The organism is Lentzea alba (assembly GCF_047445655.1).
GTDB classification, from domain to species: domain Bacteria; phylum Actinomycetota; class Actinomycetes; order Mycobacteriales; family Pseudonocardiaceae; genus Lentzea; species Lentzea alba_A.
In genome coordinates, this window is sequence record NZ_JAJAEG010000003.1 from 424,999 (window position 1) to 447,662 (window position 22,664).

The window sequence follows — 22,664 nt, forward strand, 5'->3', positions numbered from 1 at the left end:
GAGACCGCATGCTCATCGCCCACGACCACCCGCTCGCCGACCTCACCGCCGCAGGTGTCTCGATCTGGCTCGACGACCTGTCCCGCGAGCTTCTCGCCGGCGGCAGGCTGGAGGCCCTGGTCGCGGACCGCGGCGTCGTCGGCATCACGACCAACCCGACGATCTTCGCCTCCGCCCTGGAGCGCGGCGAGCGCTACACACCGCGGCTCAGAGAGCTCGCCGCGACCGGTGCGAGCGTCGAGGACATGGTCTTCGCCATCACCACCGACGACGTCCGTGCCGCCTGCCGCGTGCTGCGTCCCGTGTACGACCGCACGGACGGCGCCGACGGCAGGGTTTCACTTGAAGTCGACCCCGGTCTAGCGCACGACGCGGAGGCGACCATCGCCCGCGCCCGTGAGCTGTGGGCCGCGGTGGACGAGCCGAACCTGCTCATCAAGATCCCGGCCACCACGGACGGCCTGGGCGCGATCACCGCGGTCATCGCCGAGGGCATCAGCGTCAACGTCACCCTGATCTTCTCCCTGGAGCGCTACCGCGACGTGATCGACGCCTATCACACCGGCCTGGAAACGGCGGCCTTCAACGAGTACGACGTCTCCGCCATCCACTCGGTGGCCTCCTTCTTCGTGTCCAGAGTGGACACCGCGGTCGACGCGCGGCTCGACGCCATCGGCACCGATCGTGCGCTGGCGGTCAAGGGAAAGGCCGGGATCGCCAACGCCCGCCTGGCCCACGAGATCCACGTGGAAAGCCTGGTGTCCCCGCGCTGGCGCCGCCTGGCCGCGGCGGGAGCACGCCCACAGCGACCCCTGTGGGCCTCCACCGGGGTGAAGAACCCCGACTACCCGGACACGATGTACGTGTCCGGACTGGCGATCCCCGGCACGGTCAACACGATGCCGGGCGCCACGCTGGAAGCTTTCGCCGACCACGGCACTGTGCCTGCCATCGTGCTGGAGGAGGTTTACGGCCCCGCCCAGGATGTTCTCGATGAGATCGCCGAGCTCGGCATCGACTACCGCGAGGTCACCGATGAGCTGGAACGTCAGGGAGTCCGGAAGTTCGCGGACAGCTGGGACGAGCTCGCGGACACCGTGCGCGGTCAGCTCGATCGCGGCCTGACCGAGAAGACGGCATCAAAGCGCTGACCCTTCCGTCAGGCGGCGGCGATCAGCAGAACCACGTCCAGGAGCGCGATCGCGACGGTGAGCCGGAACGCGATCGCGCTGTCCGGTGCGCGGATCGCGGCGACGGTGGTGGCGGCGGCCAAGGCGACTCCGGTCGTCACCACGACGGTCGAGTAGAGCGCGGACGCCCCGGCGGGGGAGAGGCCCAGCACGACGGACGCCGTGGCGAGAGAGGCGGCCATGACGATCACCCCGGCGCGTGGGCCGAGCCGGTGGGGGAGACCGCGCACGCCCGTTTCGGCGTCCGCGCGGAGGTCTGGGAGCACGTTGGCGAAATGCGCCCCGAAGCCGAGCAGCGCGCTGACCACGGGCACCCACCACGGTGGCCACGGCTCACCCGGTGTGGCCGCGTACACCCCGATCGGCAGCGCGCCGAACGCGAACAGGTAGGCGGCGCCGGACCACACCGTGCCCTTGAGACCGAGGTTGTACGCCCAGCCGCCCGCGACGCTCAGGAGCAGCACGACGCCGGCGAACCAGCCCAGCAGCAACGACAACACGATCGTCGCGACCGACGCTGCGGTGGCTGCCAGTGCGACGGCGCGCACCGGAATCCGTCCGGTGGCTGCGGGTTTGTCCGTGCGCCCGGTGGCACGGTCGCGCCCCGCGTCGATCCAGTCGTTGGACCATCCGATCGACAGCTGGCCGGTGAGCACGGCGGCGCCGAGCAGGGTGGTGCGCGGACCGTCGAGTCCGTTGCCCAGTCCCAGAAGGACGGCCACCGCGGTGACCGCCAGGCTGGGCAGGGGATGGCACGACTGCGCGAGCCCGCGAAGCCACGTTCCCGGGTGGACCGCTGCGGCGCTCATCTGCCGAGTGTAGGCGAAAGCCGTACCGTGAAAGGGGTGACGACAATATCGGCGGTGCACGGTGTTCTTCCGCCGCATCGCTACCCACAGGCTCGGCTGACAAACCTGTTCGCACAGTTGTGTTTGCCGGACTCCACCGCCCGCGCGGTGGCGGCCCGGTTCCACCGCAGCGCCCGCGTCGGTTCGCGGCATCTCGCGCTGTCCATCGAGAAGTACGGCGAGCTCGACGGGTTCACCGCGGCGAACGACGCCTTCCTGTCCGTTGCGGTCGATCTGGGTTGCGAAGCGGCCCTGGCGGCGCTGAAGGACGCCGGCCTGCGACCGTCCGATGTGGACCTGATCGTGTCCACGACGGTCACCGGTGTCGTGGTGCCGTCCCTCGACGCGCGGATCGCGGCCCGCATCGGGATGCGGCCGGACGTGAAGCGGATCCCGATCATCGGCCTCGGTTGCCTCGCCGGCGCGGCGGGTGTCGCGCGGCTGCACGACTTCCTGCTCGGCTGGCCCACCTCGGTGGCGATGCTCGTGTCGGTGGAGCTGTGCTCGCTGACCGTGCAGCGGCAGGATCCCAGCGCTGCCAACATGATCGCCGCGGGTCTCTTCGGCGACGGCGCGGCAGCGGTCGTCGCCGTGGGCTCGGAGCACGCCATCGCGGCGGCCGGCCCACAGGTCGTGGACTCGGTGAGCCACCTGTACCCGAACTCCGAACGCGCCATGGGGTGGGACGTCGGCAGCAGCGGCTTCAAGATCGTGCTGGGCGCGGAAGTGCCCGAGCTCGTGCGCGAACACCTGGCCGACGACGTCAAGAGCCTGTTGGCACCGCACGGTCTGGAGATCGGCGACATCGCGCGCTGGATCTGCCACCCCGGCGGTCCGAAGGTCATCGAGGCGATCCAGTCGGTGCTCGGGCTCGACGAGGACGACCTCGCGATGACGTGGCGGTCGTTGCACGAGATCGGCAACCTGTCGTCCGCGTCGGTGCTGCACGTCTTCGCCGACACGCTCGCGGCCAGACCCGCCTCGCCCGGCGACTGGGGAGTGGTGATGGCGATGGGACCGGGTTTCTGCGCCGAGCTGGTGTTGCTGCGATGGTGAGCCAGGTGTGGTACTCGGTGCTGGTCGGCCTGGTCGCCCTGGAGCGCCTGGCCGAGCTGGTCGTCGCCAAGCGCAACCTGGCGTGGAGCCTCGCGCGCGGCGGGCGCGAGACGGGGTTCGCGCACTACCCGTTCATGGTCGTGCTGCACACCGGTCTGCTGGCCGGGTGCCTGCTCGAAGTCTGGTTGGCGGACCGGGACTTCACGCCGTTGATCGGCTGGCCGATGCTCGCGCTGGTCGTGCTCTCGCAGGCGCTGCGGTGGTGGTGCATCCGCGTGCTCGGACGTCAGTGGAACACCCGCATCGTCGTCGTGCCCGGGCTGCCCCTCGTGACCGGTGGTCCGTACCGGCTGTTCCCGCACCCCAACTACGTCGCGGTCGTGGTCGAAGGTTTCGCGTTGCCGCTGGTGCACAACGCGTGGTTGACCGCTTTGGTGTTCACCGTGCTGAACGCGGTTCTCTTGACGGTGCGGATCCGTGCTGAGAACTCCGCGCTGCGGTCCGTGCATGTCTGACCGCATGCACGACGTGCTGGTGGCCGGGGGAGGCCCCGCCGGTCTCGCCGTCGCACAGGCGGGCATGGACGTGGTGGTCTGCGAGAAGCGGCCCGGCACGCTCGACAAGGCCTGCGGGGAAGGGCTGATGCCCGGCGCCGTGCGGGCACTCGCCGCGCTCGGCGTTGAGCCGGCCGGACATCCGATCGACGGTATCACCTACCGGCAGGGATCGTTGGTTGCCCACGCACCGTTCCGCAGCGGCACCGGACTGGGCGTCCGCCGCACCTCGCTGCACGACGCGCTGCGCTCGGCGGTCAGCCGCGCCGGAGTACCGGTGCTGAGCTGCCCGGTCACCGATGTCTTCCAGTACGACGACCACGTGCGAGCCGGTGCGTTGCGGGCGCGCTACCTCGTCGCCGCGGACGGGCTGCACTCGTCGGTCCGCGACCTCGTCGGCCTCACCTCGCACCGGCCTTCCACGCCGCGTTGGGGACTGCGCTGTCACTTCGCGGTGGCGCCGTTCGGCAGCGCGGTCGAGGTGACGTGGGCTTCGCGGTCGGAGGCCTACGTGACACCGGTGGCACCGGACACCATCGGGGTCGCGATCCTGTCGTCGGTCCGGGGTGGCTTCACCGACCAGCTCGCGGCCTTTCCTTCGTTGGCCGATCGGCTGGCGGGCGCGCAGCCGGTGTCCCGAGTGCGCGGCGCCGGACCCTTGCGGCAGCGGACGAGCGGCCGGGTGGCGGGGCGCGTGTTGCTCGCCGGAGACGCCGCGGGCTACGTCGACGCGCTCACCGGTGAAGGGCTCGCCCTGTCGCTGACGACTGCGGCAGAGCTCGTCCGATGCGTGCTCGCAGATCGGCCTGGGGACTACGAACGCGCCTGGATTCGCACGTCGCGCCGGTCGCGCTGGTTGACAGAGTCGTTGCTGTGGGCCAGACACCGCCCCGTGCTCGGGCGCCGGATCGTCCCTGCCGCCGTCCGCGCGCCGTGGCTGTTCGCCGCAGCCGTCGACCAACTCGCACGATGACGGTGTGGGACCTGATCGTCGTAGGGGCCGGTCCAGCAGGCTCGACGGCCGCGCTGGCGGCGATGCGGGCGAACCCCGCCGCCCGTGTGGTCATGCTGGACGCCGCCGAGTTCCCACGCGACAAGGTCTGCGGTGACGGCGTCGCCCCGCAAGCCCTGGACGTCCTGGCCGCACTGGGCGTGGACATCGCCACACTGACAGCCGACACCGCCCCGATCCACAACCTGCGGCTGACCTCGCCCCGAGGCGTGACCGCCGCCCGCCAGTTCGCGCGCCCGGCCTCGGTAGTGCCGCGCGAACTCCTGGACGCGCGACTCCTGACAGCTGCCCGCACGGCAGGCGCCGAGCTGCGACAGCACCGGGTCCGCTCACTCACCCAGACCGCCAGCGGAGTCGACATCGACGGCGCGTTCCACGCCCGCACGGTCATCGGTGCGGACGGCGCGGAGTCCGTGGTGCGGCGGCAATGTGGAGCCAGGAGCGCAAAGGCGGGCACGATCGCCATCGCGCTGCGCGGTTACACGAGCGCGGACCCGTGGCCGGCAGGAGAGCAACGACTCGTCATGGCGGCCGCGCACTGGCCCGCGTACGCCTGGGTCTTCCCGATCGGTGACGGCACGGCGAATGTCGGCTACGGCGAACTCATCCGCACCAACCCGCCGACGAGAGCCCACCTGACGCAACGCCTGCACGAGCTGTTGCCCGACTGTCCACCGCTCGACCTGCGCGGTCACCGCCTGCCGCTGTCACCGGGCAGGCCGAACGCAGGCCAGAACCACGTGCTGCTGGCGGGCGACGCCGCCTCGCTCATCAACCCGCTCACCGGCGAGGGGATCTACTACGCCGTCCTGTCCGGGTTCCTGGCCGGCACAGCCGCCATGTCACCGGATCCAGCCGACCAGTACCGCCGATCGTTGCGCGGAGAGCTCGGCAGGCACCTGCGGCACACGGACGCACTGGCACGCCTCACCCGTACCCCGAGGCTCGTGGACCTGGCCACGAGAGCGGCGCGCGACCACCAGCGTGCGTTCGACGACCTCGTCGAGATCGGTCTCGGCGCGGGCACGATCAGCCCCGCCCTCGCCGGAGCGGTGCTCAAGCCGGCGCTGAACGTGTCCGGGTGGACCGGGAAGGGATGACGGTCGGCGGAACCGGATGGCGAGAGCCGGCCGCGACGTAGTTGCGCACCAGGTCGGAGGCGACGCGGTGCCACGAGTAACGCGCGTGCGCCCGGTCGCGCCCGGCGACGCTGAGCAGTTCCCGGTGCGTGTCGTCGGCCAGCAGCGCACGCAACGCCTTGGCGATCGCGTCCGGTTTCCCCTGCGGGACCAGCACGCCGGTCAGGCCGTCCACCACGGCGTCGACGAGACCACCGACCGCGGTCGCGAGAACCGGTACGCCACAGGCCATCGCCTCCAGAGCCACGCCACCGGACGACTCGTGCCGCGGCGTGCACGCCACCACGTCCGCTGAACGCAGCAGCGCGGGCAGCTCGGCGTGCGGCACGTGGCCCGCGAACCTGACCCGCTCCGAAACGCCCAACGTGCGGGCCAGTGCGACCAGTCGCTTCGTCTCGGGATCACCGTGGAGATCACCCTGCGCGCCGCTGCCGGCGATCACCAGCTCCACACCGTCCACTGTGGGCAGAGCGCGGATGGTGTCCTCAAAACCCTTGCGCGGCAACAGTCTGCCCACCGACACGATTCTGCGCGGGCGGTGCCGGGAACCGAATCCCGGCGTGAACAGGTCGAGATCGACACCCCTCGGCACCACGACGAGTTTCGACCGGTCGACTCCCATCCCGAGCACGGCGCGAGCCTCCGCCGAACAGATCGCGACGATGCGGGCGACCTCGTGACCGACGAGCCGCTCGACGGCCAGGCGTTTGGTCAAGGCAGGGTTCTGCGCGCGTTGGTGCTGCGGCGCCACCGTGCCCACCGCGTGAAACGTCTGCACCACCGGCACCTGGCTGCTCCGGGCGCCCAGCAGGGCCGCGATGCCGGACAGCCAGCCGTGGGCGTGCACGACATCCGGACGGCGCGCTTTCCAGGCGAGCTTGAGGAACCCGACGAACTCTCCGGTGTGCGCGAGGACCTCCTCGCTGCCGAGCTTCACGGCCGGCCCGGCCGGCACGTGCACCACCTCGTAGCCGCCGCTGGTCTGCACGCGTTGCGGTACGTGGGGGTGATCGCGCCGCGTGTAGACGACCACCTGGTGGCCGAGCGCGGACAACGCGGACGCGAGGCCTGCGACGTGGAGGTTCTGGCTGCCTGCGTCGAACGCGCCAGGAGCGGCGAGCGGACTGGCGTGCTCGGAGACGAGCGCGATCCTCATCCGCGTGAACGCCGATCGCTCCGGACTGCCGCCCACGATGTGCCCCTCACGACGAAGGTGACGTGACCGCGGGTCCGGGCGGTTGCTGCGTCTGGCAGCCTGATCAGACTACCCACACCGGCGTCATCCGACACGCGACACCGCGGCACGGTCGTTCACCCAGGAGGTGAGCCGCGGCCGCAGAGCGCGGTAGACGTCCGGGGCGAGCCCCATGCCGATGTGGGTGCTCCGCACCTCGACGCACTCGGCGGACGGGTCGAGGCTCAGGCGCCACGGCACCACGGCGTCGGTGCGGGAGTACAGCGACAACGCGGGAACCCGCAGCGGGCTGGCCAGCGTCCGGATGTTGTCGTCGTAACAGCCGCCGCTGAAGCATTCGCGGTCCATCAGCCCGGGAACGCCTGCCGCGGCCAGCCTGGTGAGGGCGCGTGCCGCGAGCATCACGTTGGGGCTGGCGGCCATCGGGTCGACGACGGGACTGCCCAGCATCACGAGCCCGCGGACCAGGTCGGGTCTGCGCACGGCGGCGAGCCGGGCGAGGCCACCGCCGCGGCTGTGGCCGATCAGGACCACCCGCCCACCGGTGACCTCCGCGTGCTCTTCGAGTCGTCGCTCGATGCGGTCCACCAGTTCGGTGGTGCACCCGAGGTTGAAGCCGATCCGGGCGCCCGCGGGACGATACCCGCGATGCGTCAGCCAGGTGCTGGTCAGGCCCAGCGCAGCATCCGCGGCCCCGAAGCCGGGAACGAGCAGCACGCCCGTCCCGGCGCCCTCGTCCGGATCGGCTTCACGCCACACCGGATGGGCCATCAGCTGGAATCCGAGCATCGCCGTCCCGACGTGCTCACGGGCGATGGAATGCAACGAACGCAATGCACGCATGAGCGTGGTTCTCCTCGCCTCGGTCAGTAGAGGCAGGATTGCCGCGCCACGGCGGGAAAAACGCGAGCGACGTGACGTTTGGCCCCTCAGCCGGGACGGCGATGTGAGTTCAGCAGCTCTTCAGGACGAAGCTCGCCGACGACGAGCTCCCGTGCGACATCGGCCAGGCGGCGGCCGCCGTTGCGCGCATAACCGCGCAACGCGTTGAACGCCTGCTCCATCTCCAGGTTTCCGGCGAACGCGAGCACACCCTTGGCCTGCTCGATGACGACCCTGCTGTTCAGCGCCGTCTGCAGCTGCTCGGTGACGACCTCACTGCGCCGGATGGCACGTTCCTGCAGGATCCCGATCGTCGCCGTGTCCGCCAGAGCGCGCACCACCAGCAGATCCTCGTCGCCCAGCAGCCCGGTCTCGCGGCGGAACAGGTTCAACGTGCCGATGGTCTCGCGGCGCAACCGCATCGGCACCGCGTGGACTGACGCGAAACCCTCCTCGATGGCGAGCGGCGCGAACTTCGGCCAGCGCAGGGTCTCCGCCGACAGGTCGCCGACCAGCACCGGTTCACCGCTGTGCACGCAGTCCAGGCACGGCCCTTCGCTGGCCTGCAGCTGGAACAGTTCCAGCATCCGCGTCTGGGCCGAGGTGTAGGCCACCACGCGCAGACCGCCTCGCTGGTCGGACAGCATCAACCCGGCCGCCGTCGCGTCCAGCAGCTGGACGCAGTGGTCGACCAGCAGGTGCAGGACGTCCACCACGTCGTAGTCGTCGACGAGCGTGTCCGCCAACTGGACGAACGCCTGGAGCAGCCGGGATTCGCGCTCCGTTCTGGACGGTGCCCTACCGTTCATCTCCAGCTCCTGTCTTCATCGTCCGACGGTAGTGCTGCCCGGATCTGGGCGCCATCGACACCTCGTGCGCGGTCATTCGCCGAGTTCCAGCGGGGAGAGCTTGCGGCTCACGATGTCCTTGGCGACCTCGTCGAGCGACCTGTCCACGACGAAGGCGTACCCCCGCAGCCGGGCCAGGGCCTCCTCCGCGGAGATGTTGAAGGCCGCGATGAGCATGCCGGTCGCCTGGTGCACCTGCTCCCGCCCTGGCGACAGCACACCCCGCAACCCGTCGGTGTCGTCGACCTCGCCCAACAGCACACCGAGCAGCACGGCGGCCACCATGTCGACGACCTCCAGCGCGACGGCCAGCTCGTCGCGCGTCAACCAGCCGGGCCGGCGGCGGTAGAGGTCGACCGCGCCGATGCCGATCGCGCCGGCCTGCAGCGGGAACGCGAAGATCGCGCCGATGGGCAGCGAGCTGATGGCCGCGGCGAACATCGGCCATTCCAGGATCGACGCCTGGGGCAGATCGGGAACCAGCACAGGCCGGCGAGTGGCGAACGCCTCGAAGCACGGCCCCTCGCCGAGACTGAACTGGACGTCCTCGATCTGCGCCGAGATGTCGTCGCTGGCGTACAACGTCTCGCGCTCCCGCGGGCCGCTCATCACCGAGATGGAGGCGCCGTCCACCGGCAGCACGTCCACACACGCGCGAATCACCCGCGCCAACGTGTCGAGCTTGCTCTCGTTGTCGCGAAGCGCGGCCATCACTGTCGCTCGCGCATGACTCAACGACTGATGGGCTCCATCAGGTCCGTGCACCTGTGGTCACACCACCGAACAACGGCTGATCTACGCCTGGCACCGGATTCCTCCACCACGTCGACTGCTCCCAGTCGCTCCTGGACGTAGCGAGGTCTAGGCCCACGCCTTGCGTGACTGCATCAGGATCAACACACCCAGCCTACGGTGTGTGCCTGCGAGCCGCCGTTCAGGCTCCGTGAACGGGAATCGGCGACTCCTGCCACCGCAGGCGGGTGCGCAGCGACGTCTCGCCCGCAGCCCACGACGACAACAGGTGGGCGGCGAGTCGCGCTTCCAGCAACTCGGTCGCCTGGACGCCGAACACCACGTCGGCCTTGAGCGACGGCTCCTGCTCCAGCAGTGAGCCGATGACGTCGCGGCGCAGGATCTGTTCGTGCACGGCGTCGGCCTCGATGTGCTCGGTGTAGAACTCCACGCAGCGCGGGTCGGCGTTCAACCTGGCGAGCGCCTGGGTCATGCGGTGCGCGCTCGGGCCGGTGGTGATCTCGGCGGCGGCGAAGTGCCCGACCAGCGCGCCGCGCAGCGACCGGTGCAGGCCGAACAACGACATCATGTTGACGATCGTGATGGCCGGCGCCGGGACGTCGTCGAGGTAGTGCAGGTACTCGGACCGCATCCCGGCTCCGTCGAGCAGGTCCGCGAACAGCCGTGAGTGCATCCGGGCGGCGTGGCCGCCTCCGTACTCGTCGAACTCGACGGCGACCAGCGCCGCCTTGGCTCCGCCTCGCAGCCGGGGGATCACCCACGCGTGCGGATCTGCTTCCTTGTGGTGGTACACCGAGCGGTGCGCGAAGAACTCGCGCATCTGGTCCCAGGTCCCGTTGTCTCTCAAGTGATGCGACACGCCGCTACCGGGGACGTGCTCGACCAACAACGAGTCCAGTGTGGAGTCGAGGTCGTCTCCTCCGTCCACATCGGACCGCAGCCGGGCGAGGAAGATCCGTTCGATCCTGGCCCGCAGGCGCAGCAGCTCCGGATCCCACTCCCAGGCGGGGTCCACGCCGTCGAAGCCGCCGTAGTGCAGCTCGTACAACGTGTGCAGCGCGATGGTCAGGTCCTCGCCGTACGGGGCGGCGGCCACGAAGGCCAGCGTGCGCCCGTCGGGTTCACCGCTGAGGGCGGCGACTACGTGCTCGGAGAGCGGGCCTCGCGGCGAGGGAAGTTTCACCCGGTTGTAATACCCGCTGGACGAGGGTTCATGCCGGGTTGAGAGCGGTCACACCCGCTGGGCGACCAGGTCCTGCACGAGCGCCAGCTCACCCCGTGCCTCCAGCGCGGGCGTCACGTGCTTCACCAGGTTGTCCAGCACCGCGGTCGCGGGCACCCGGCACTCCTGCCACGGGTCGACAGCGGGGCCGTGCAGCCCGTGGCGCGAGGCCGTCCACACCGCTGCAGCACACACGTCGTCGCGCACCGGCCGTTGCTCCTTGCCGTCTAGCAGGTCCTGGTACGCGGTGTGCACGAGTGCTCGTGACAAAGCCGCTTGCAGGACCGCGTCGTCGACCTCGGCCGCCGCGTCGGCCGCGCGGAACTCCACGGTCGGCAGCTTCGAGGACAACCGCACGAGCCAGAACGTCTGCGCGACGTCCACCAGGGTCCCGCACGTCACCATCCGTTCGACGTGGGCGTCGTAGTCAGCCGCGTCGGCGAACACCGGCGGCACCTTGGCACCGGGGAAGCGCGACTGCAGCACGGTCCGCCAGCTGGCGTACCCGCGGTCCGGCGAGTTGGCCGACAGCGCGAGCAGCGTCGGCAGCCATCCCCGCACGTGGTTCAGGACCGCCACCGCGGTCTCGCGGTCCGGCACGCCCACGTGCACGTGACAGCCGCAGGCCTCGTAGTCGTCGACGAGACCCGCGTAGGTGGTGAGAACCCGTTGGTACCGGTCACCTTCGCCCACGACGGGCTGAGTCGACAGCACGTGAGGCGTTCCCCTGGACACCAGTCCGACGCCGACCTCCGCGGCCACCGCGGCGAGGGTCTCGCGCGCCTGGCGAAGCGCCTCGCCGAGCGCGGCGACGCCGGTGCACGGGCCTGTCGCGGCCTCCACCTGCGTGCCCGCCAGCTCGGCGTGGAACTTGGTCAGCTCGGTGTCCCGCACGCGCGCCAGCACGGCGTCCGCGCGCATCACCGTGCGCGCGGACGCCGTGTCGACGAGCAGGAATTCTTCTTCTACGCCAACGGTGTCAGCGCACGCGCCGGGCAAGCCCGACTCCCAGGCCGATCATGGCGAGACCGAGCACGAAGTGCAGCCAGTCGTCGGCGGTGTTGAGCGGCACGAAGTTCGCCGCGCTGGTCTTGTCGATCACGAGTCCGTACAGCCACAGCACGAGGTAGATCGCGCCGCCGCCGATGAGGTACGCCCTTGCGCCACTTGCCGTCCGTCCTGCGAGCAAGCCCGCGACGCCGAACAGCAGGTGCACGATGTTGTGCAGGATCGAGACGTTGAAGATACCGAGCAGCATCGCTTCGGAGTGGTGCCCCGCGAACGTGATGGTGTCGAAGTTCGTCGTGATGCCGGGGATGAAACCGAGCACGCCGACGAGTGCGAACACCGCTCCCACGCCTGCCGCGGCCTGTTGGACGGCCGTCCGGGTCCGTACGTCGACCATGGTGGTCACCTCGTTGTAGATGGGCGCTGTCATCGAGCGGCTACCCCTGGTGCACGGGGACAAACCGGTACGTTTCCCCTTGCCCCGAACGGGTATTCGGCGGTTCCCGATTCCACGGCGGGCATCCCCGCCACGAGCAGGTTGGTGAGACGTGGAAAAGGCTCCATCGAAGGACGTTTGGGGGCCGACGGTCGGTGTGGAGGAGGAGTTCCTCCTGGTGGACGCCGTGACCGGCATACCGGTGAACCGGGCGGACGAGGTCGTCACCGTGGCGCGTGAGCAGCTCGGTCTGCACCTGGAGCACGAGCTGACCGGTGCGCAGGTGGAGACCAACACCTCGGTGTGCCATGACGCGGAACAGGTTCGCCGCGAGTTGCTGGAGACACGGCGCGTGGTCGCTCAGGCCGCGCGGGCGGCCGGGTGCCGGGTCATCGCCGTCGGGGCGCCACCGCTGGGGCATGCGACGGGCGAGATCACGGACAGCCTGCGGTACCGGCGGATCGCCCGTGAGTTCGGCGCGCTGGCGGAGCAGCAGTTGATCTGCGGATGCCACGTGCACGTCGCCGTGCCGGACCGGGAGACCGCCGTTCAGGTGTGCAACCACTTGCGGCCGTGGCTGCCGGTGCTGGCGGCGGTGACCGCGAACTCGCCGTTCTCGGAGGGCGAGGACACCGGCTTCGCGAGCTGGCGTTCGACGATCTGGTCGCGCTGGCCGGTGTCGGGTCCGCCGCCGTTCTTCACCTCGTGGCAGCACTACGAGGAGCTCTGCGACACCATGATCGCGGCGGGCACCGCGCTGGACCGGGCGATGGCCTACTGGGACGTCCGGCCGGCCACCGACCTGCCGACCGTGGAGGTGCGGATCTCGGACGTCGCGGCGAGTGTCGACGACGCGGTGCTGCTCGCGGCTCTCGTTCGCGCTCTGGTCGCGCGGGCGGTGCACGACGCCGGACGCGGCGTGCAGGCGGAGCCGGTCGCCCAGGAGACGCTTCGGCAGGCGTGCTGGGGCGCAGCCAACGAAGGCCTGCGGGGGAGCACCCTGGACGTGCTGTCCGGCAGGTCACGGCCGCTGCGGGAGCAGTTGGACGACATGGTCCGCGGGCTGATGCCGGTGCTGGAGGCCAACGGTGACCTGCCTGCGTTACAACGAGGTCTGCGGTTGCTCGACAGCCAGGGATGCGGCGCCGACCGCCAACGCCGGGTGTTCGCCAAGGGTCAGGTCGAGCCGCTGCTGAGGCTGCTCGACGTCGACCGCGCGGACTCGGCCGAGCCGCGTCAGACCTCTGCCTGAGACGCGTTGGAGGTCAGCAACGCCAGCATCTCCGGCAGGTCGAAGTACCGGGCGATGTCGAGCGCGGACCTCGGCCCGAGGGCGGGGTCCGCACCCGCGTTCAGGAGCAGACCGACGGAGCGCTCGGAGCGGCGGAAGACCGCCGCTCCGAGCGCTGTCTGTCCCCGATCGTTGACCCGCCCGGTGTCGGCGCCCCGCTCCAGCAACGCCCCGACCGTCTCCGGGTGGTCGTGGTAGGCGGCCAGGATCAGCAACGAGTCGCCCGCGCTGTTGGTGAGGTTCACCGGTATCCCGGCGTCGACCGCCTCGGCCAGCCTCGCCGTGTCGCCGGCGCGGGCGAGGTCGAACATCTCGCGCAGGAAGGAGAGTTCCTGCTCGGTGAGCGCGTCGGTCACGACCGGACTCCTCAGGAGATCGTCGCGGGGAAGCGTTCCCACACCCGGTGGGCTTCGAGCAGCATCGTCACCGCCTTGAGGACGTCCGACGGGTCGTCGTTGATCACGATCCCCGCCTCGGTGGTGTACCCGGCGGCTTCGACGGCGGCGCGTCCGTTGCCCCAGGCGCCGATCGCCTTGGCGTGGCGGAAGCACTCCTGGATCATGAGGACGACGCGCGGGTCGTCCGGTGCACCTGCGAGCAGCAGGGCGTCGAACTCGACGGATCGCGCGGTGAGCAACGTGCGCTGCGCGACCAGGCCGCTGTCGGCGGTGAGCGGCCCGCCGGTCGGGGCGATCAGCAGCGGCACCATCCCGCCCGCCAGGATCGTCTCCCGGACCGTCCGCACGCCGTCGAGATCGGCCGGGTCGACCACGATCCCGATGATCCGTCCGTCGGTCGGCCAGGTCTGCCCGATCTGCGACAGGACAGGACTCGGCACGACCTTCTTCGGCCGCACGGTGGCGGCGGGCGCCGGGAGGCCGAGTCCCTTGGCCACCTCGGCGCACAGCGTCGGGTCGACGTTGGCCAGCACCAGCAGCTCGCGTTCCTTGATGGTCTGTTCGTAGCACTTCCCGAGCTCGAAGGTGAACGCCTGCACGAGGTGCTCCTTCTCGACCGGCGAGAGGCTCAGCCAGAACAGCCTCGGCTGCGTGAAGTGGTCCGCGAACGACGTGGGTGACTGCCGGATCTTCACGGCCTTCGGCAACGGCTGCGCCACCTCGACGAAGGGCCGTTCCTCGATCCCCGCCTCGAACGGGTTGCCGCCGTCGAGGCTGTTCGGCCGGTACGGGGCGACGCCGGCGTGCACCGCGTGCTGGTGGAACCCGTCGCGGAGCATGTCGTTGACCGGCGCGTGCGGGCGGTTGATGGGGATCTGGTTGAAGTTCGGTCCCGCGAGCCTGCTCAGCTGGGTGTCGAGGTAGGAGAACAGCCTGGCCTGCAACAGCGGGTCGTCGGTGACGTCGATGCCCGGCACCAGGTTTCCGAGGTGGAACGCGACCTGCTCGGTCTCCGCGAAGTAGTTCAGCGGGTTCCGGTTCAGCGTCAGGATCCCGACCGGCTGCACCGGCGCGAGCTCCTCCGGCACGATCTTCGTCGGGTCGAGCAGGTCGATCCCGTCGAACGTCTGCCGAGGCGTGTCGGGCAGGACCTGCAGGCCGAGCTCCCACTGCGGGTACGCTCCGGACTCGATGGCGTCGGCGAGGTCGCGGCGGTGGAAGTCGGGGTCGAAGCCGCTGATCATCTGCGCCTCCTCCCACACGAGGGAGTGCACGCCCAGCTTCGGCTTCCAGTGGAACTTCGCGAGCGAGGTCCCCCCGTCGGCGTTGACGAGGCGGAACGTGTGGACGCCGAAGCCCTCCATCGTGCGGTAGGACCGGGGGATCCCGCGGTCGGACATGTTCCACATGACGTGGTGGGTGGCTTCGGTGTGGGTGGACACGAAGTCCCAGAACGTGTCGTGCGCGCTCTGCGCCTGCGGGATCTCCCGGTCCGGGTGCGGCTTGCCCGCGTGGATGACGTCCGGGAACTTGATCCCGTCCTGGATGAAGAAGACCGGGATGTTGTTGCCGACCAGGTCGAAGTTGCCCTGCTGGGTGTAGAACTTCGTCGCGAACCCGCGGGTGTCGCGCACGGTGTCCGCTGATCCTCGCGAGCCCAGAACGGTCGAGAACCGCACGAACACCGGTGTTTCGACGCCGTCGCCGAGGAAAGCCGACATGCAGACGTTCGCAGCTGTGCCGTAGCCCACGAACACGCCGTGTGCGCCGTAGCCGCGGGCGTGGACCACCCGCTCCGGAATGCGTTCGTGGTCGAAGTGCGTGATCTTCTCGCGCAGGTGGTGGTCCTGCAACAGCGTCGGGCCGCGTTCGCCGGCCTTCAACGAGTGGTCCGTGTCGTACAGCCGCGCGCCGGCCGATGTGGTGAGGAAGTCGCCCTGCTGGCCGTTGACCAGCTGCGGAGCACCGGTGCTCGCGCCCGTCGGCGACACCGTCTCGGGCCCGGTCTGGTCCGGCTTCGGCGGCAACGGTCCGCGCGGCTCGGTCGGCTCGTCGAAAGAGGGCGGTTCGCTGGTCGGGGCGCCGGGAATCGGCGGGTTCACCAGTTCGGCGACCTTGTCCACCGCCTTCTCCAGCGCTGCCTTCACGAGCTTGCCCGGCTTGTGAGCAGCCACTGCATCCTCCTCGGTGCGGGAACGTATCCAGGCAGTACCCGTGCGAGTACGGTCTATGCACCGCTGGGCTGATTCGTCGCGCCGAGGAAAGTCTCGGTCCACAGTGGAACGATCTCGGCCCCCTGCACCCGCTCGGGTTCCTGAGGGGTGAATCAGGCGGAGGTCAGGGGAAACCCTGATGGCAGGGCGCCGGGCCGCGGGCAAGCTGGAGTCGTCGGGGAGATCCACAGTTCGAGGAGAGTCATGAGCGAAGCCAAGCCCGAGTCCGCCCGCACCGCTGTCGACTCCGTTGTCGGAGCCGTTCGCGGGCTGGTCAGCGAGGGCATGAACCGTCATGTGGTCGTGCGTGACAGCAAGGACCACGTGGTGCTGGAGGTGCCTGTGGCTCTTGGTTTGGTCGCAGCGCTGGCCGCTCCGGTGGCCACGACGATCGGTGCCGGGGCAGCGCTGGTCGCCAAGTGCGACATCAAGGTCGAGGACCGCCGGCAGCCCGCGACGACGGTCGACGCCGAGCAGGTGTAGTCATGACCCCGCCGCGCTCGGCGCGGCGGGGTCGCCTCAGTGCTGGATCAGCCCCAGCTCGCTGAACATCTGCCTGCCCCAGGAGAGCGCGGTGGGCAGGTCGTCCCACTGCCGGTCCTCGTGGGTCAGGTAGGGGAAGACGTACGGCTCGGTGACCTCTGTGCCCGGCGTCGATGATCGCGGTGCACAACGCGGCCAGCGCCAGGCCGCGGTTGATGGTCCAGCGAGGCGTGGTCCTCTCGCTCGCGATGAACGGAACCCTCATCCACCTCAGGTGGATGAGGGTTCCGTTCATCGACGACGTGCGCGATCGGGTACGCAGCCGGGCGGGTGATCTTGAGTCGGTTGCGGAAAAGTGCCGAGGTGGCCGCCCAGCGATCACTCCACCTGCAACCAACTGTGCTCGGCGTGGGCGCGTCGCACCGCGACACGCCGTGAGAGCGATCCCATCGTCGCCGTTCCTGACTCGCAAGATCAGGATGGAAAAGGCTCGGTGCTCGCGGACGTCATCAGGGGCCAGGCGCAGGTCCGCTCGGCGAGCGATGGACACAACGTCCGGCAACCTGCTCGCCTGTCTCGTGCCCATGACCTGGGTCACGTAGCGGGAGAGCGTGAGGGTGCGGGACGCTCGACCGTGACGGGTTGGGGGCACCTATGAGGACGACGATCGTTGCGCTGCAGTCGAAGCAGCCGTTCACAGCCGCTCCGGCCGTGGCGTTTCCCGCGGCAGAGTTCGACCTGCTCGTGGTGACCGACGGGCCGGCGGACGAGGTGCTGCGCGAGGACGTCACCGGTCCCGCTCCTGAGGTCGCGGTGCTGGACCGGGAGAAGTGGCCGGAGTGCGCAAGCGGGTTCGACGGGCCGGTCGAGGTCGTGACGAACGACGAGTACTGCCTGGCCGACTGCGCGCGGCTGCGGGCGGAGCTGGGCCTGGCGTCGCGGCATCCGCGGCAGCCGGCCGCGTACCTGGACAAGGTCGTGATGAAGCGGCTGCTTGCGGCCGCTGGGGTGCGGGTGCCGCGGTTCCACGCCTTCGAGCCCCTTGTCACCGCGGCCGCGCTGATCGAGTTCGGGTTGCCCGCCGTGGTCAAACCGCGGCAGGAGGCGAACTCGCGCGGTGTCACGGTTCTGCGCACGCCGCAGGACGTGAGCGAGTGGTTGGCTGAGCACGACGGTGAGGCGGGGTGGCAGGTCGACGAGTTCGTCGACGGCACGTTGCACCACGTCAACGCGCTGGTGCGGGACGGCGCGATCACGCCGGTGCAGGTCGGCCGGTACTTGGGGCCGCTGATGGGCGTGCACGCCGGGCGGACGCTCGGAGGTGTCACCGAACAGGAGTCGGCGTTCACGGCGGCCGTGCACGAGTTCAACGAACGGGTCGTGCGCGCGTTGGGCAGTGAGGGTGCCTTCGTGGTGCACACCGAGTTCGCGGTGAACGGTGCCGGTGAGCTCGTGGTGCTGGAGGTCGCGGGCCGGGCACCGGGTGCGCTGGTGTCGGAGCTGGCGAAGCTCCACGCCGGTGTGCAGCTCGAGGTGGCGAACCTCAGGATGCAGGCGGGGCTGCCGGTGCCGGAGCCGGTCGCGCAGGACGTCCAGGCCGCGTGGCTGTGGCCGGCGGTCATGCCCGGCCAGAGGTTCCACGAGCCGGACCTGACTGGTCTGCGCAGCGAGCACGAGGTCCACGTTCGCCGGGTCGGCAGGGAAGGAAACCGGTCCGACGGCGGGCTGATCGGTGCGTCGGTGCTGTTGTGGCATCACGATCCGGACCAGCTCGACGAAGACGTCGCACGCGCACTCGACCTGACCTGGTTCTCCTAGTTCCGTTTATCGGCAGTACAAGGATCACCTATGCCTGCACAACCTCTTGCGGGCTAACGTAAAGCAGTGTGGGGGCAGCAGGGGAGGTCCGGATTCTCGGGCCGGTGGAGGTGTGCGGCCCGCACGGTCGCGCGGAGCTGAACGGCGCCCGCCAACGGAGCATTGTCGCGGTGCTGGCCCTCCGCGCGGGCTCACCGGTTTCGGTCGACCACCTCGTGGACGTGCTGTGGGGCGATGATCCCCCACGTACGGCCGTGCGGTCGTTGCACAGCCACGTCGCGCGGGTGCGGCAGGCACTGACCGACTGCGGTATGCCGGGCGCGCTCACGACCAAGCCCGGTGGCTACCAGCTCGACGCGGTGGTCGACGCGAAGACCTTCGACCGCACCAGGGATCTGGGCCTGTGGCGGGGCGAGCCGCTGGCGGGTACAGAGCTGTTCGGGTGGGGACGTGCGGAGATCGGGCGGTTGCGGGAACAGCGGATCGCCGCGCTGGAGGCGTACTGGGGCGACCGGCTCGACCGCCAGAACGCGGTCGAGGAGCTGGAACGGCTGGTGGTCGGCCACCCGACCAGGGAGCGGCTCGTCGGGTTGCTGATGCGCGCGTTGCACCTCGACGGAAGGCATTCCGAGGCGCTCGAAGCGTTCAAGAACCTGAGGCATCGGCTCGCCGACGAGCTCGGTGCTGATCCGGGCCCGGACCTGACCGCCCTGCACACGGCCATCCTGCGGCGTGATCCCGCCCTGCACAGTGCGAGACCCGCCCAGCTGCCCGCCCGCGCCGGGCACTTCACCGGGCGTGAGGCCGAGTTCGACGCGCTCAAAGGCCTGCCGCCGATCGTCGTGGTCTCCGGTGTCGCCGGGGTCGGCAAGACCACGTTCGCCGTCGAGTGGGCGCACCGCGTCGCAGAGCACTTCCCCGACGGGCAGGTCTTCCTGGATCTGCAACGGCTCACGCCGGCCAGGGCGCTGACCGAGATGCTGCACAGCCTCGGCGTCCCCGCGGATCGGGTACCCGCCGATCCGACCGCGCTGTACCGGACTTTGTTGCACGGCAAGAGAGTGCTGATCCTGTTGGACGACGTCCGTCGCGCGCGGGATGTTCTGCCGCTCGTGCCCGGCGACCAGGGGAACCTGCTGCTGATCACCAGCCGGGACACGCTCTCGGCGCTCGGCACCCGTCACGCCGTGCACACCGTGAGCCTCGACCTGCTGAGCGAGAGAGAAGCGCAAGCCCTGCTGTCCGACATCCTCGGTGCGCAAAGGGTGCACGCGGAGTCGGACGCGACAGCTGACCTGGCCATCCACTGTGGACGATTGCCGTTGGCGTTGCGCATCGCGGCCGCGCGGCTCGCGATCAGGCCCGGCAGGCGGATTGCCGACCTCGTGCGGGAGCTCACCCGCAACGACCCGCTGGACGTGCTGACGGTCGACGGGGACGACCGCACGGTCCGCACCGTGTTCGCCAGCGCCCACCGGACGCTGAGCCCGCAGGCCGCGTCGTTGTTCCGCGTGCTCGGCGAACATCCCGGCGCGAGCTTCCCGGCCGACCTCGCCGACGCGCTGGGGCCGGGGCTCGACGAGCTCGTGGCGTCACACCTCGTCAACGAGACGGGCAACGGCCGGTACGGGCTGCACGACCTGATCCGGCTGTTCGCCCGGCAGAGCGCGGACATCGGCGACGGCGTGGAACGACTGCTCGACCGGTACCTCACGGTCGCCCACGCGGCCAACGAGGTCCTCAACCCGCGCCACGACCTCGTGACGCGCCCGCCGAGCGACGACCTCCCGTTCCCGGCGAACCGCGCCGCGGTGCTCGCCTATCTGGACGCCGAACGCGACAACCTGCTGCATGTGATCCGCCTGGCGGCACGCAACTGCCTGCACCGTGAGACGTGGCAACTGGCCTACCTGCTGACGAGCTACTTCGAGGCACGCGGCAACTGGGCAGCGCGGGTCGAGCAGTGCGAGCACGCCGTCGAGGCCGCCCGAGCGCTCGGCGACCGGCGCGCCGAGGCGGAAATGCTGCGGGGCTTGGGGATCGCGCTGCAGATGACCTCACGGATCGCCGAAGCCATGGTGGTGCAACGACAAGCGCTCGCCCTGGTGCGCGAGGCCGGCGACCTGCGCGGAGAAGCACGGCTGCACAACAACATCGGCAACGCGCACTCCGAGCTGCGCGAGTTCGAACGGGCGCTGGAGTCCTACCGCGCGGCGATGGGCGTGCACGGAGCTGCAGGCGACGAGGAGGGCGTGGCGCTCGCCCGCCGCAACCTCGGCTACACCTACGTGCGGATGGGCCGGCCGGACCTGGCGGCCGAACCGCTGTTCGCGGCGCTGGAGACGTTTCGCGCCAAGGAGAACGCGCGGCTGGAGGCGGCCACGCTGATGTCGCTGGGCAACGCCTTCCACCAGCTCGCCGATCTCCCGCAGGCGTTGCTCTACTTCGCCGACGCGCTCAGGATCAGCCGGGAGATCACCGACCACCGCTTCGAAGCCGACGCGCTGACCGACCTCGGCGTCACCCAGCTGGCACTCGGCGATCCCGCTGTGGCACTGGAACACCTCGCACGAGCACTGGAAGTGTGCCGCGCGCTCGGCGACCGGCACCGCGAGGCGACGACCCTGCGCCGCCTCGGCGAGGCCGCGCTCGCGCTGCGCGACCTCGCCGCCGCCCGCGACCACCTCACGGCCGCGCTCGCGGTCAGGACCCAGGCACCGGACGACTTCGAGCTGGCCCAGGTCCACCGCACGTTCGCCGACCTGGAGGGCCGGTGCGGGCGGTGGACCGAGGCCGCCAGGCACTGGGCCCGGGCGGTTGCGCTGTTCAGCTCCTGCCGGCGATCGTGAACACCGCGACCTTCTTGCCGGCCTGACCGGGCTTCACCGAGGTGAGCTCCAACGAGAACTGCTTCTTCTCCGGCGTCACGCGCGTCACGGAGTACGGCACACCGGCGGAGGTCTCGCCCGCCTTGATCGTGACCGTTCCGCGCGGCTGAGCCTGGTAGTCCTCACCGAGCTTCGCGGTGCCGTCGACGAACCGGTACGACACCTCGACGTTCTGCCTCGCCGCGCCGTTGCGCAGCTTCAGCACCGCGGTGTACGGGCCCTCCATCTCGTGCACCGGCCCGTCGAACGCGTCCACGACGATCGGGCAGTCCGGCGGTTTGCAGTCCGCTGCTCCGTGCGCGGGCACGATCCCGAGCAACAGCAGCAACAACACCATGATGGTCTTCATTGACAACCCTTTCGGTGGGTCAGTCTCCGAACAACGGAGACTGACCCACCGGCGGTGATACTCAGTCCTTCTCGATTTCGTTGACGAGGTACTGCGCACCACCGAGATCCACGCCCTGCGCGTCGACCTGGCGCACGTGCAGCTCGGCCGGTTCCGCTTCCTTCTCGGTCTCGAACGTCAGCGCGGTCTCGATGCGCTCCTCACCCTTGAGCGTCAGTCCGTCGAGGCGCGCGAACTTCGGGTCGACGATCTGGACCTTCGTCTCGCTCACCTGCTTCACCCCGACACCGCGCTGTCCGGAGGCCTTCCACCGCGCGGCGAGCTCCTGCCCGAGGTCGAGCGTCACGACGCCGGCGAACGGCCGTGGTTGCTCGATGATGAGACTCTGCCTGGAGTCGGCGCGCTCCGGGTTGCCGATCGTGTACGGCACTTGGACGGCCTTGAACGGGAAGACCCGCACGGAGTCGACGTTGCGCCACGCGATGTTGTTGTTCCGCTGGGCGTTCTGCTGGGTGTTGACGCCTTCGGCGAACGTCATCGGGTCCGCACCCGACGCCCACCTGGCGAGCAGGCAGAAGTGGCCGGGGCCGGGCACGTTCCACCACGGCCAGGTGATCATCACCGTGGTGCCGCCGGTCGGCACGCTCGTGGTCGCGGTGTCGATGTACGTCCACCCGGCCGGCCAGGCGGTTCCGCCGCCGAGGCTGCTGCGGTACAGGTGGAGGTGCCCGTCCACGGAGCCGATGCCGCCGGGCTTGCGTCTCAGCGTGACGAACACGTAGTTGTCCATGCCCACGCGGGGGTTCTTCGACACCAGGCAGGGCGCCGGCGTCCAGCACACCTTGATGTCCGGGCTGTAGTAGATGCTGCCGCCGCTGGGCTCGGATCCGACGTCGCTGGTGTTGTCGCGGATGAAGACGTCGCGGTAGTACGGCGTGGCGTTCGCGGCCGGCGCCGCGAGCGTCACCATCGCCAGCAACACCGCCAGCACTGTCGCCAGTTTGGCTTTCACCATGTCCTCCAAGGTTGAGGTCTGCCAACCGAAGAAGTAGCGGCGTGCTGTTGTGGCGACGTTGTAGTG

The 22,664-nt window shown here is 69.9% G+C and carries 21 protein-coding genes; 9 read left to right on the top strand and 12 right to left on the bottom strand.

Annotation, left to right across the window (positions count from 1 at the left end; all coding sequences use genetic code 11):
- The first annotated feature begins 8 nt into the window (after nt 1-8).
- Complete coding sequence (gene tal, locus LFM09_RS07495; RefSeq protein WP_414095551.1) at nt 9-1,151, top strand: transaldolase; 1,143 nt, start codon at nt 9-11, stop codon at nt 1,149-1,151.
- Nucleotides 1,152-1,159: 8 nt separating this feature from the next.
- Here the strand turns inward: tal and LFM09_RS07500 are convergent, their stop codons facing one another.
- Nucleotides 1,160-1,999, bottom strand: a complete 840-nt coding sequence (locus LFM09_RS07500) for a UbiA family prenyltransferase (protein WP_414095552.1) — start codon at nt 1,997-1,999, stop codon at nt 1,160-1,162.
- On the opposite strand from LFM09_RS07500, the gene LFM09_RS07505 reads away from it, so the two are divergent.
- From LFM09_RS07505 to LFM09_RS07520, 4 genes are read left to right on the top strand one after another with little or no spacing between them, the layout of a single operon-like run.
- The gene (locus tag LFM09_RS07505) at nt 1,940-3,094 is read left to right on the top strand and encodes a type III polyketide synthase (protein WP_414095554.1); all 1,155 of its coding nucleotides are present in this window, start codon (nt 1,940-1,942) and stop codon (nt 3,092-3,094) included. The two genes, LFM09_RS07500 and LFM09_RS07505, sit on opposite strands and share 60 nt — an antisense overlap.
- Nucleotides 3,088-3,609 carry an isoprenylcysteine carboxyl methyltransferase family protein gene (locus LFM09_RS07510; RefSeq protein WP_414095555.1) on the top strand — a complete coding sequence of 174 codons (522 nt, stop codon included), beginning with the start codon at nt 3,088-3,090 and terminating at the stop codon, nt 3,607-3,609. Before LFM09_RS07505 ends, LFM09_RS07510 begins: the two co-directional genes overlap by 7 nt.
- Nucleotides 3,602-4,621 (top strand): NAD(P)/FAD-dependent oxidoreductase, encoded by a 1,020-nt coding sequence (locus LFM09_RS07515; RefSeq protein WP_414095556.1) that lies wholly within the window; start codon nt 3,602-3,604, stop codon nt 4,619-4,621. The genes LFM09_RS07510 and LFM09_RS07515 overlap by 8 nt, the downstream gene beginning before the upstream one ends.
- Nucleotides 4,618-5,760 (top strand): geranylgeranyl reductase family protein, encoded by a 1,143-nt coding sequence (locus LFM09_RS07520; RefSeq protein WP_414095557.1) that lies wholly within the window; start codon nt 4,618-4,620, stop codon nt 5,758-5,760. Before LFM09_RS07515 ends, LFM09_RS07520 begins: the two co-directional genes overlap by 4 nt.
- On the opposite strand, the gene LFM09_RS07525 is transcribed toward LFM09_RS07520, so the two are convergent.
- From LFM09_RS07525 to LFM09_RS07555, 7 genes are all read right to left on the bottom strand, one after another.
- Nucleotides 5,717-6,955, bottom strand: coding sequence for a glycosyltransferase (locus LFM09_RS07525; RefSeq protein WP_414095607.1), 1,239 nt, complete (start codon nt 6,953-6,955; stop codon nt 5,717-5,719). The two genes, LFM09_RS07520 and LFM09_RS07525, sit on opposite strands and share 44 nt — an antisense overlap.
- Before the next feature lie 123 nt (nt 6,956-7,078).
- On the bottom strand, nt 7,079-7,837 hold the full coding sequence (locus tag LFM09_RS07530; RefSeq protein ID WP_414095558.1) for an alpha/beta fold hydrolase: 759 nt from the start codon (nt 7,835-7,837) through the stop codon (nt 7,079-7,081).
- 86 nt (nt 7,838-7,923) lie between these two features.
- A complete protein-coding gene (locus LFM09_RS07535) occupies nt 7,924-8,685 on the bottom strand; it encodes an ANTAR domain-containing protein (RefSeq protein WP_414095559.1) in 762 nt (253 codons plus the stop codon).
- Between the two features lie 72 nt (nt 8,686-8,757).
- Nucleotides 8,758-9,435, bottom strand: coding sequence for a GAF and ANTAR domain-containing protein (locus LFM09_RS07540; protein ID WP_414095560.1), 678 nt, complete (start codon nt 9,433-9,435; stop codon nt 8,758-8,760).
- A gap of 223 nt (nt 9,436-9,658) precedes the next feature.
- On the bottom strand, nt 9,659-10,660 hold the full coding sequence (locus LFM09_RS07545) for an iron-containing redox enzyme family protein (protein ID WP_414095561.1): 1,002 nt from the start codon (nt 10,658-10,660) through the stop codon (nt 9,659-9,661).
- 48 nt (nt 10,661-10,708) lie between these two features.
- Entirely contained in the window at nt 10,709-11,698 is a 990-nt protein-coding gene (locus tag LFM09_RS07550; protein WP_414095562.1) for a YbdK family carboxylate-amine ligase, read from the bottom strand.
- Nucleotides 11,679-12,137, bottom strand: coding sequence for a DUF4383 domain-containing protein (locus LFM09_RS07555; protein WP_414095563.1), 459 nt, complete (start codon nt 12,135-12,137; stop codon nt 11,679-11,681). Before LFM09_RS07555 ends, LFM09_RS07550 begins: the two co-directional genes overlap by 20 nt.
- Before the next feature lie 118 nt (nt 12,138-12,255).
- Here LFM09_RS07555 and LFM09_RS07560 point away from each other — a divergent pair, with 118 nt between their 5' ends.
- Nucleotides 12,256-13,395, top strand: a complete 1,140-nt coding sequence (locus LFM09_RS07560) for a glutamate--cysteine ligase (RefSeq protein ID WP_414095564.1) — start codon at nt 12,256-12,258, stop codon at nt 13,393-13,395.
- On the opposite strand, the gene LFM09_RS07565 is transcribed toward LFM09_RS07560, so the two are convergent.
- A complete protein-coding gene (locus LFM09_RS07565) occupies nt 13,380-13,790 on the bottom strand; it encodes an ankyrin repeat domain-containing protein (RefSeq protein WP_414095565.1) in 411 nt (136 codons plus the stop codon). The two genes, LFM09_RS07560 and LFM09_RS07565, sit on opposite strands and share 16 nt — an antisense overlap.
- An 11-nt stretch (nt 13,791-13,801) precedes the next feature.
- Entirely contained in the window at nt 13,802-16,006 is a 2,205-nt protein-coding gene (locus LFM09_RS07570; RefSeq protein ID WP_414095566.1) for a catalase, read from the bottom strand.
- Between the two features lie 243 nt (nt 16,007-16,249).
- Between LFM09_RS07570 and LFM09_RS07575 the strand changes: the two genes are divergently transcribed.
- From LFM09_RS07575 to LFM09_RS07585, 3 genes are all read left to right on the top strand, one after another.
- Nucleotides 16,250-16,528, top strand: coding sequence for a DUF4342 domain-containing protein (locus tag LFM09_RS07575; protein WP_414095567.1), 279 nt, complete (start codon nt 16,250-16,252; stop codon nt 16,526-16,528).
- Between the two features lie 654 nt (nt 16,529-17,182).
- Entirely contained in the window at nt 17,183-18,346 is a 1,164-nt protein-coding gene (locus LFM09_RS07580) for an ATP-grasp domain-containing protein (RefSeq protein WP_414095568.1), read from the top strand.
- Between the two features lie 68 nt (nt 18,347-18,414).
- Nucleotides 18,415-21,195, top strand: coding sequence for a tetratricopeptide repeat protein (locus LFM09_RS07585; RefSeq protein WP_414095569.1), 2,781 nt, complete (start codon nt 18,415-18,417; stop codon nt 21,193-21,195).
- On the opposite strand, the gene LFM09_RS07590 is transcribed toward LFM09_RS07585, so the two are convergent.
- Nucleotides 21,173-21,583: a Calx-beta domain-containing protein gene (locus LFM09_RS07590; protein WP_414095570.1), complete on the bottom strand. Its 411-nt coding sequence runs from the start codon at nt 21,581-21,583 to the stop codon at nt 21,173-21,175. The two genes, LFM09_RS07585 and LFM09_RS07590, sit on opposite strands and share 23 nt — an antisense overlap.
- 61 nt (nt 21,584-21,644) lie before the next feature.
- A complete protein-coding gene (locus tag LFM09_RS07595; RefSeq protein ID WP_414095571.1) occupies nt 21,645-22,598 on the bottom strand; it encodes a hypothetical protein in 954 nt (317 codons plus the stop codon).
- Nucleotides 22,599-22,664 lie beyond the last annotated feature (66 nt).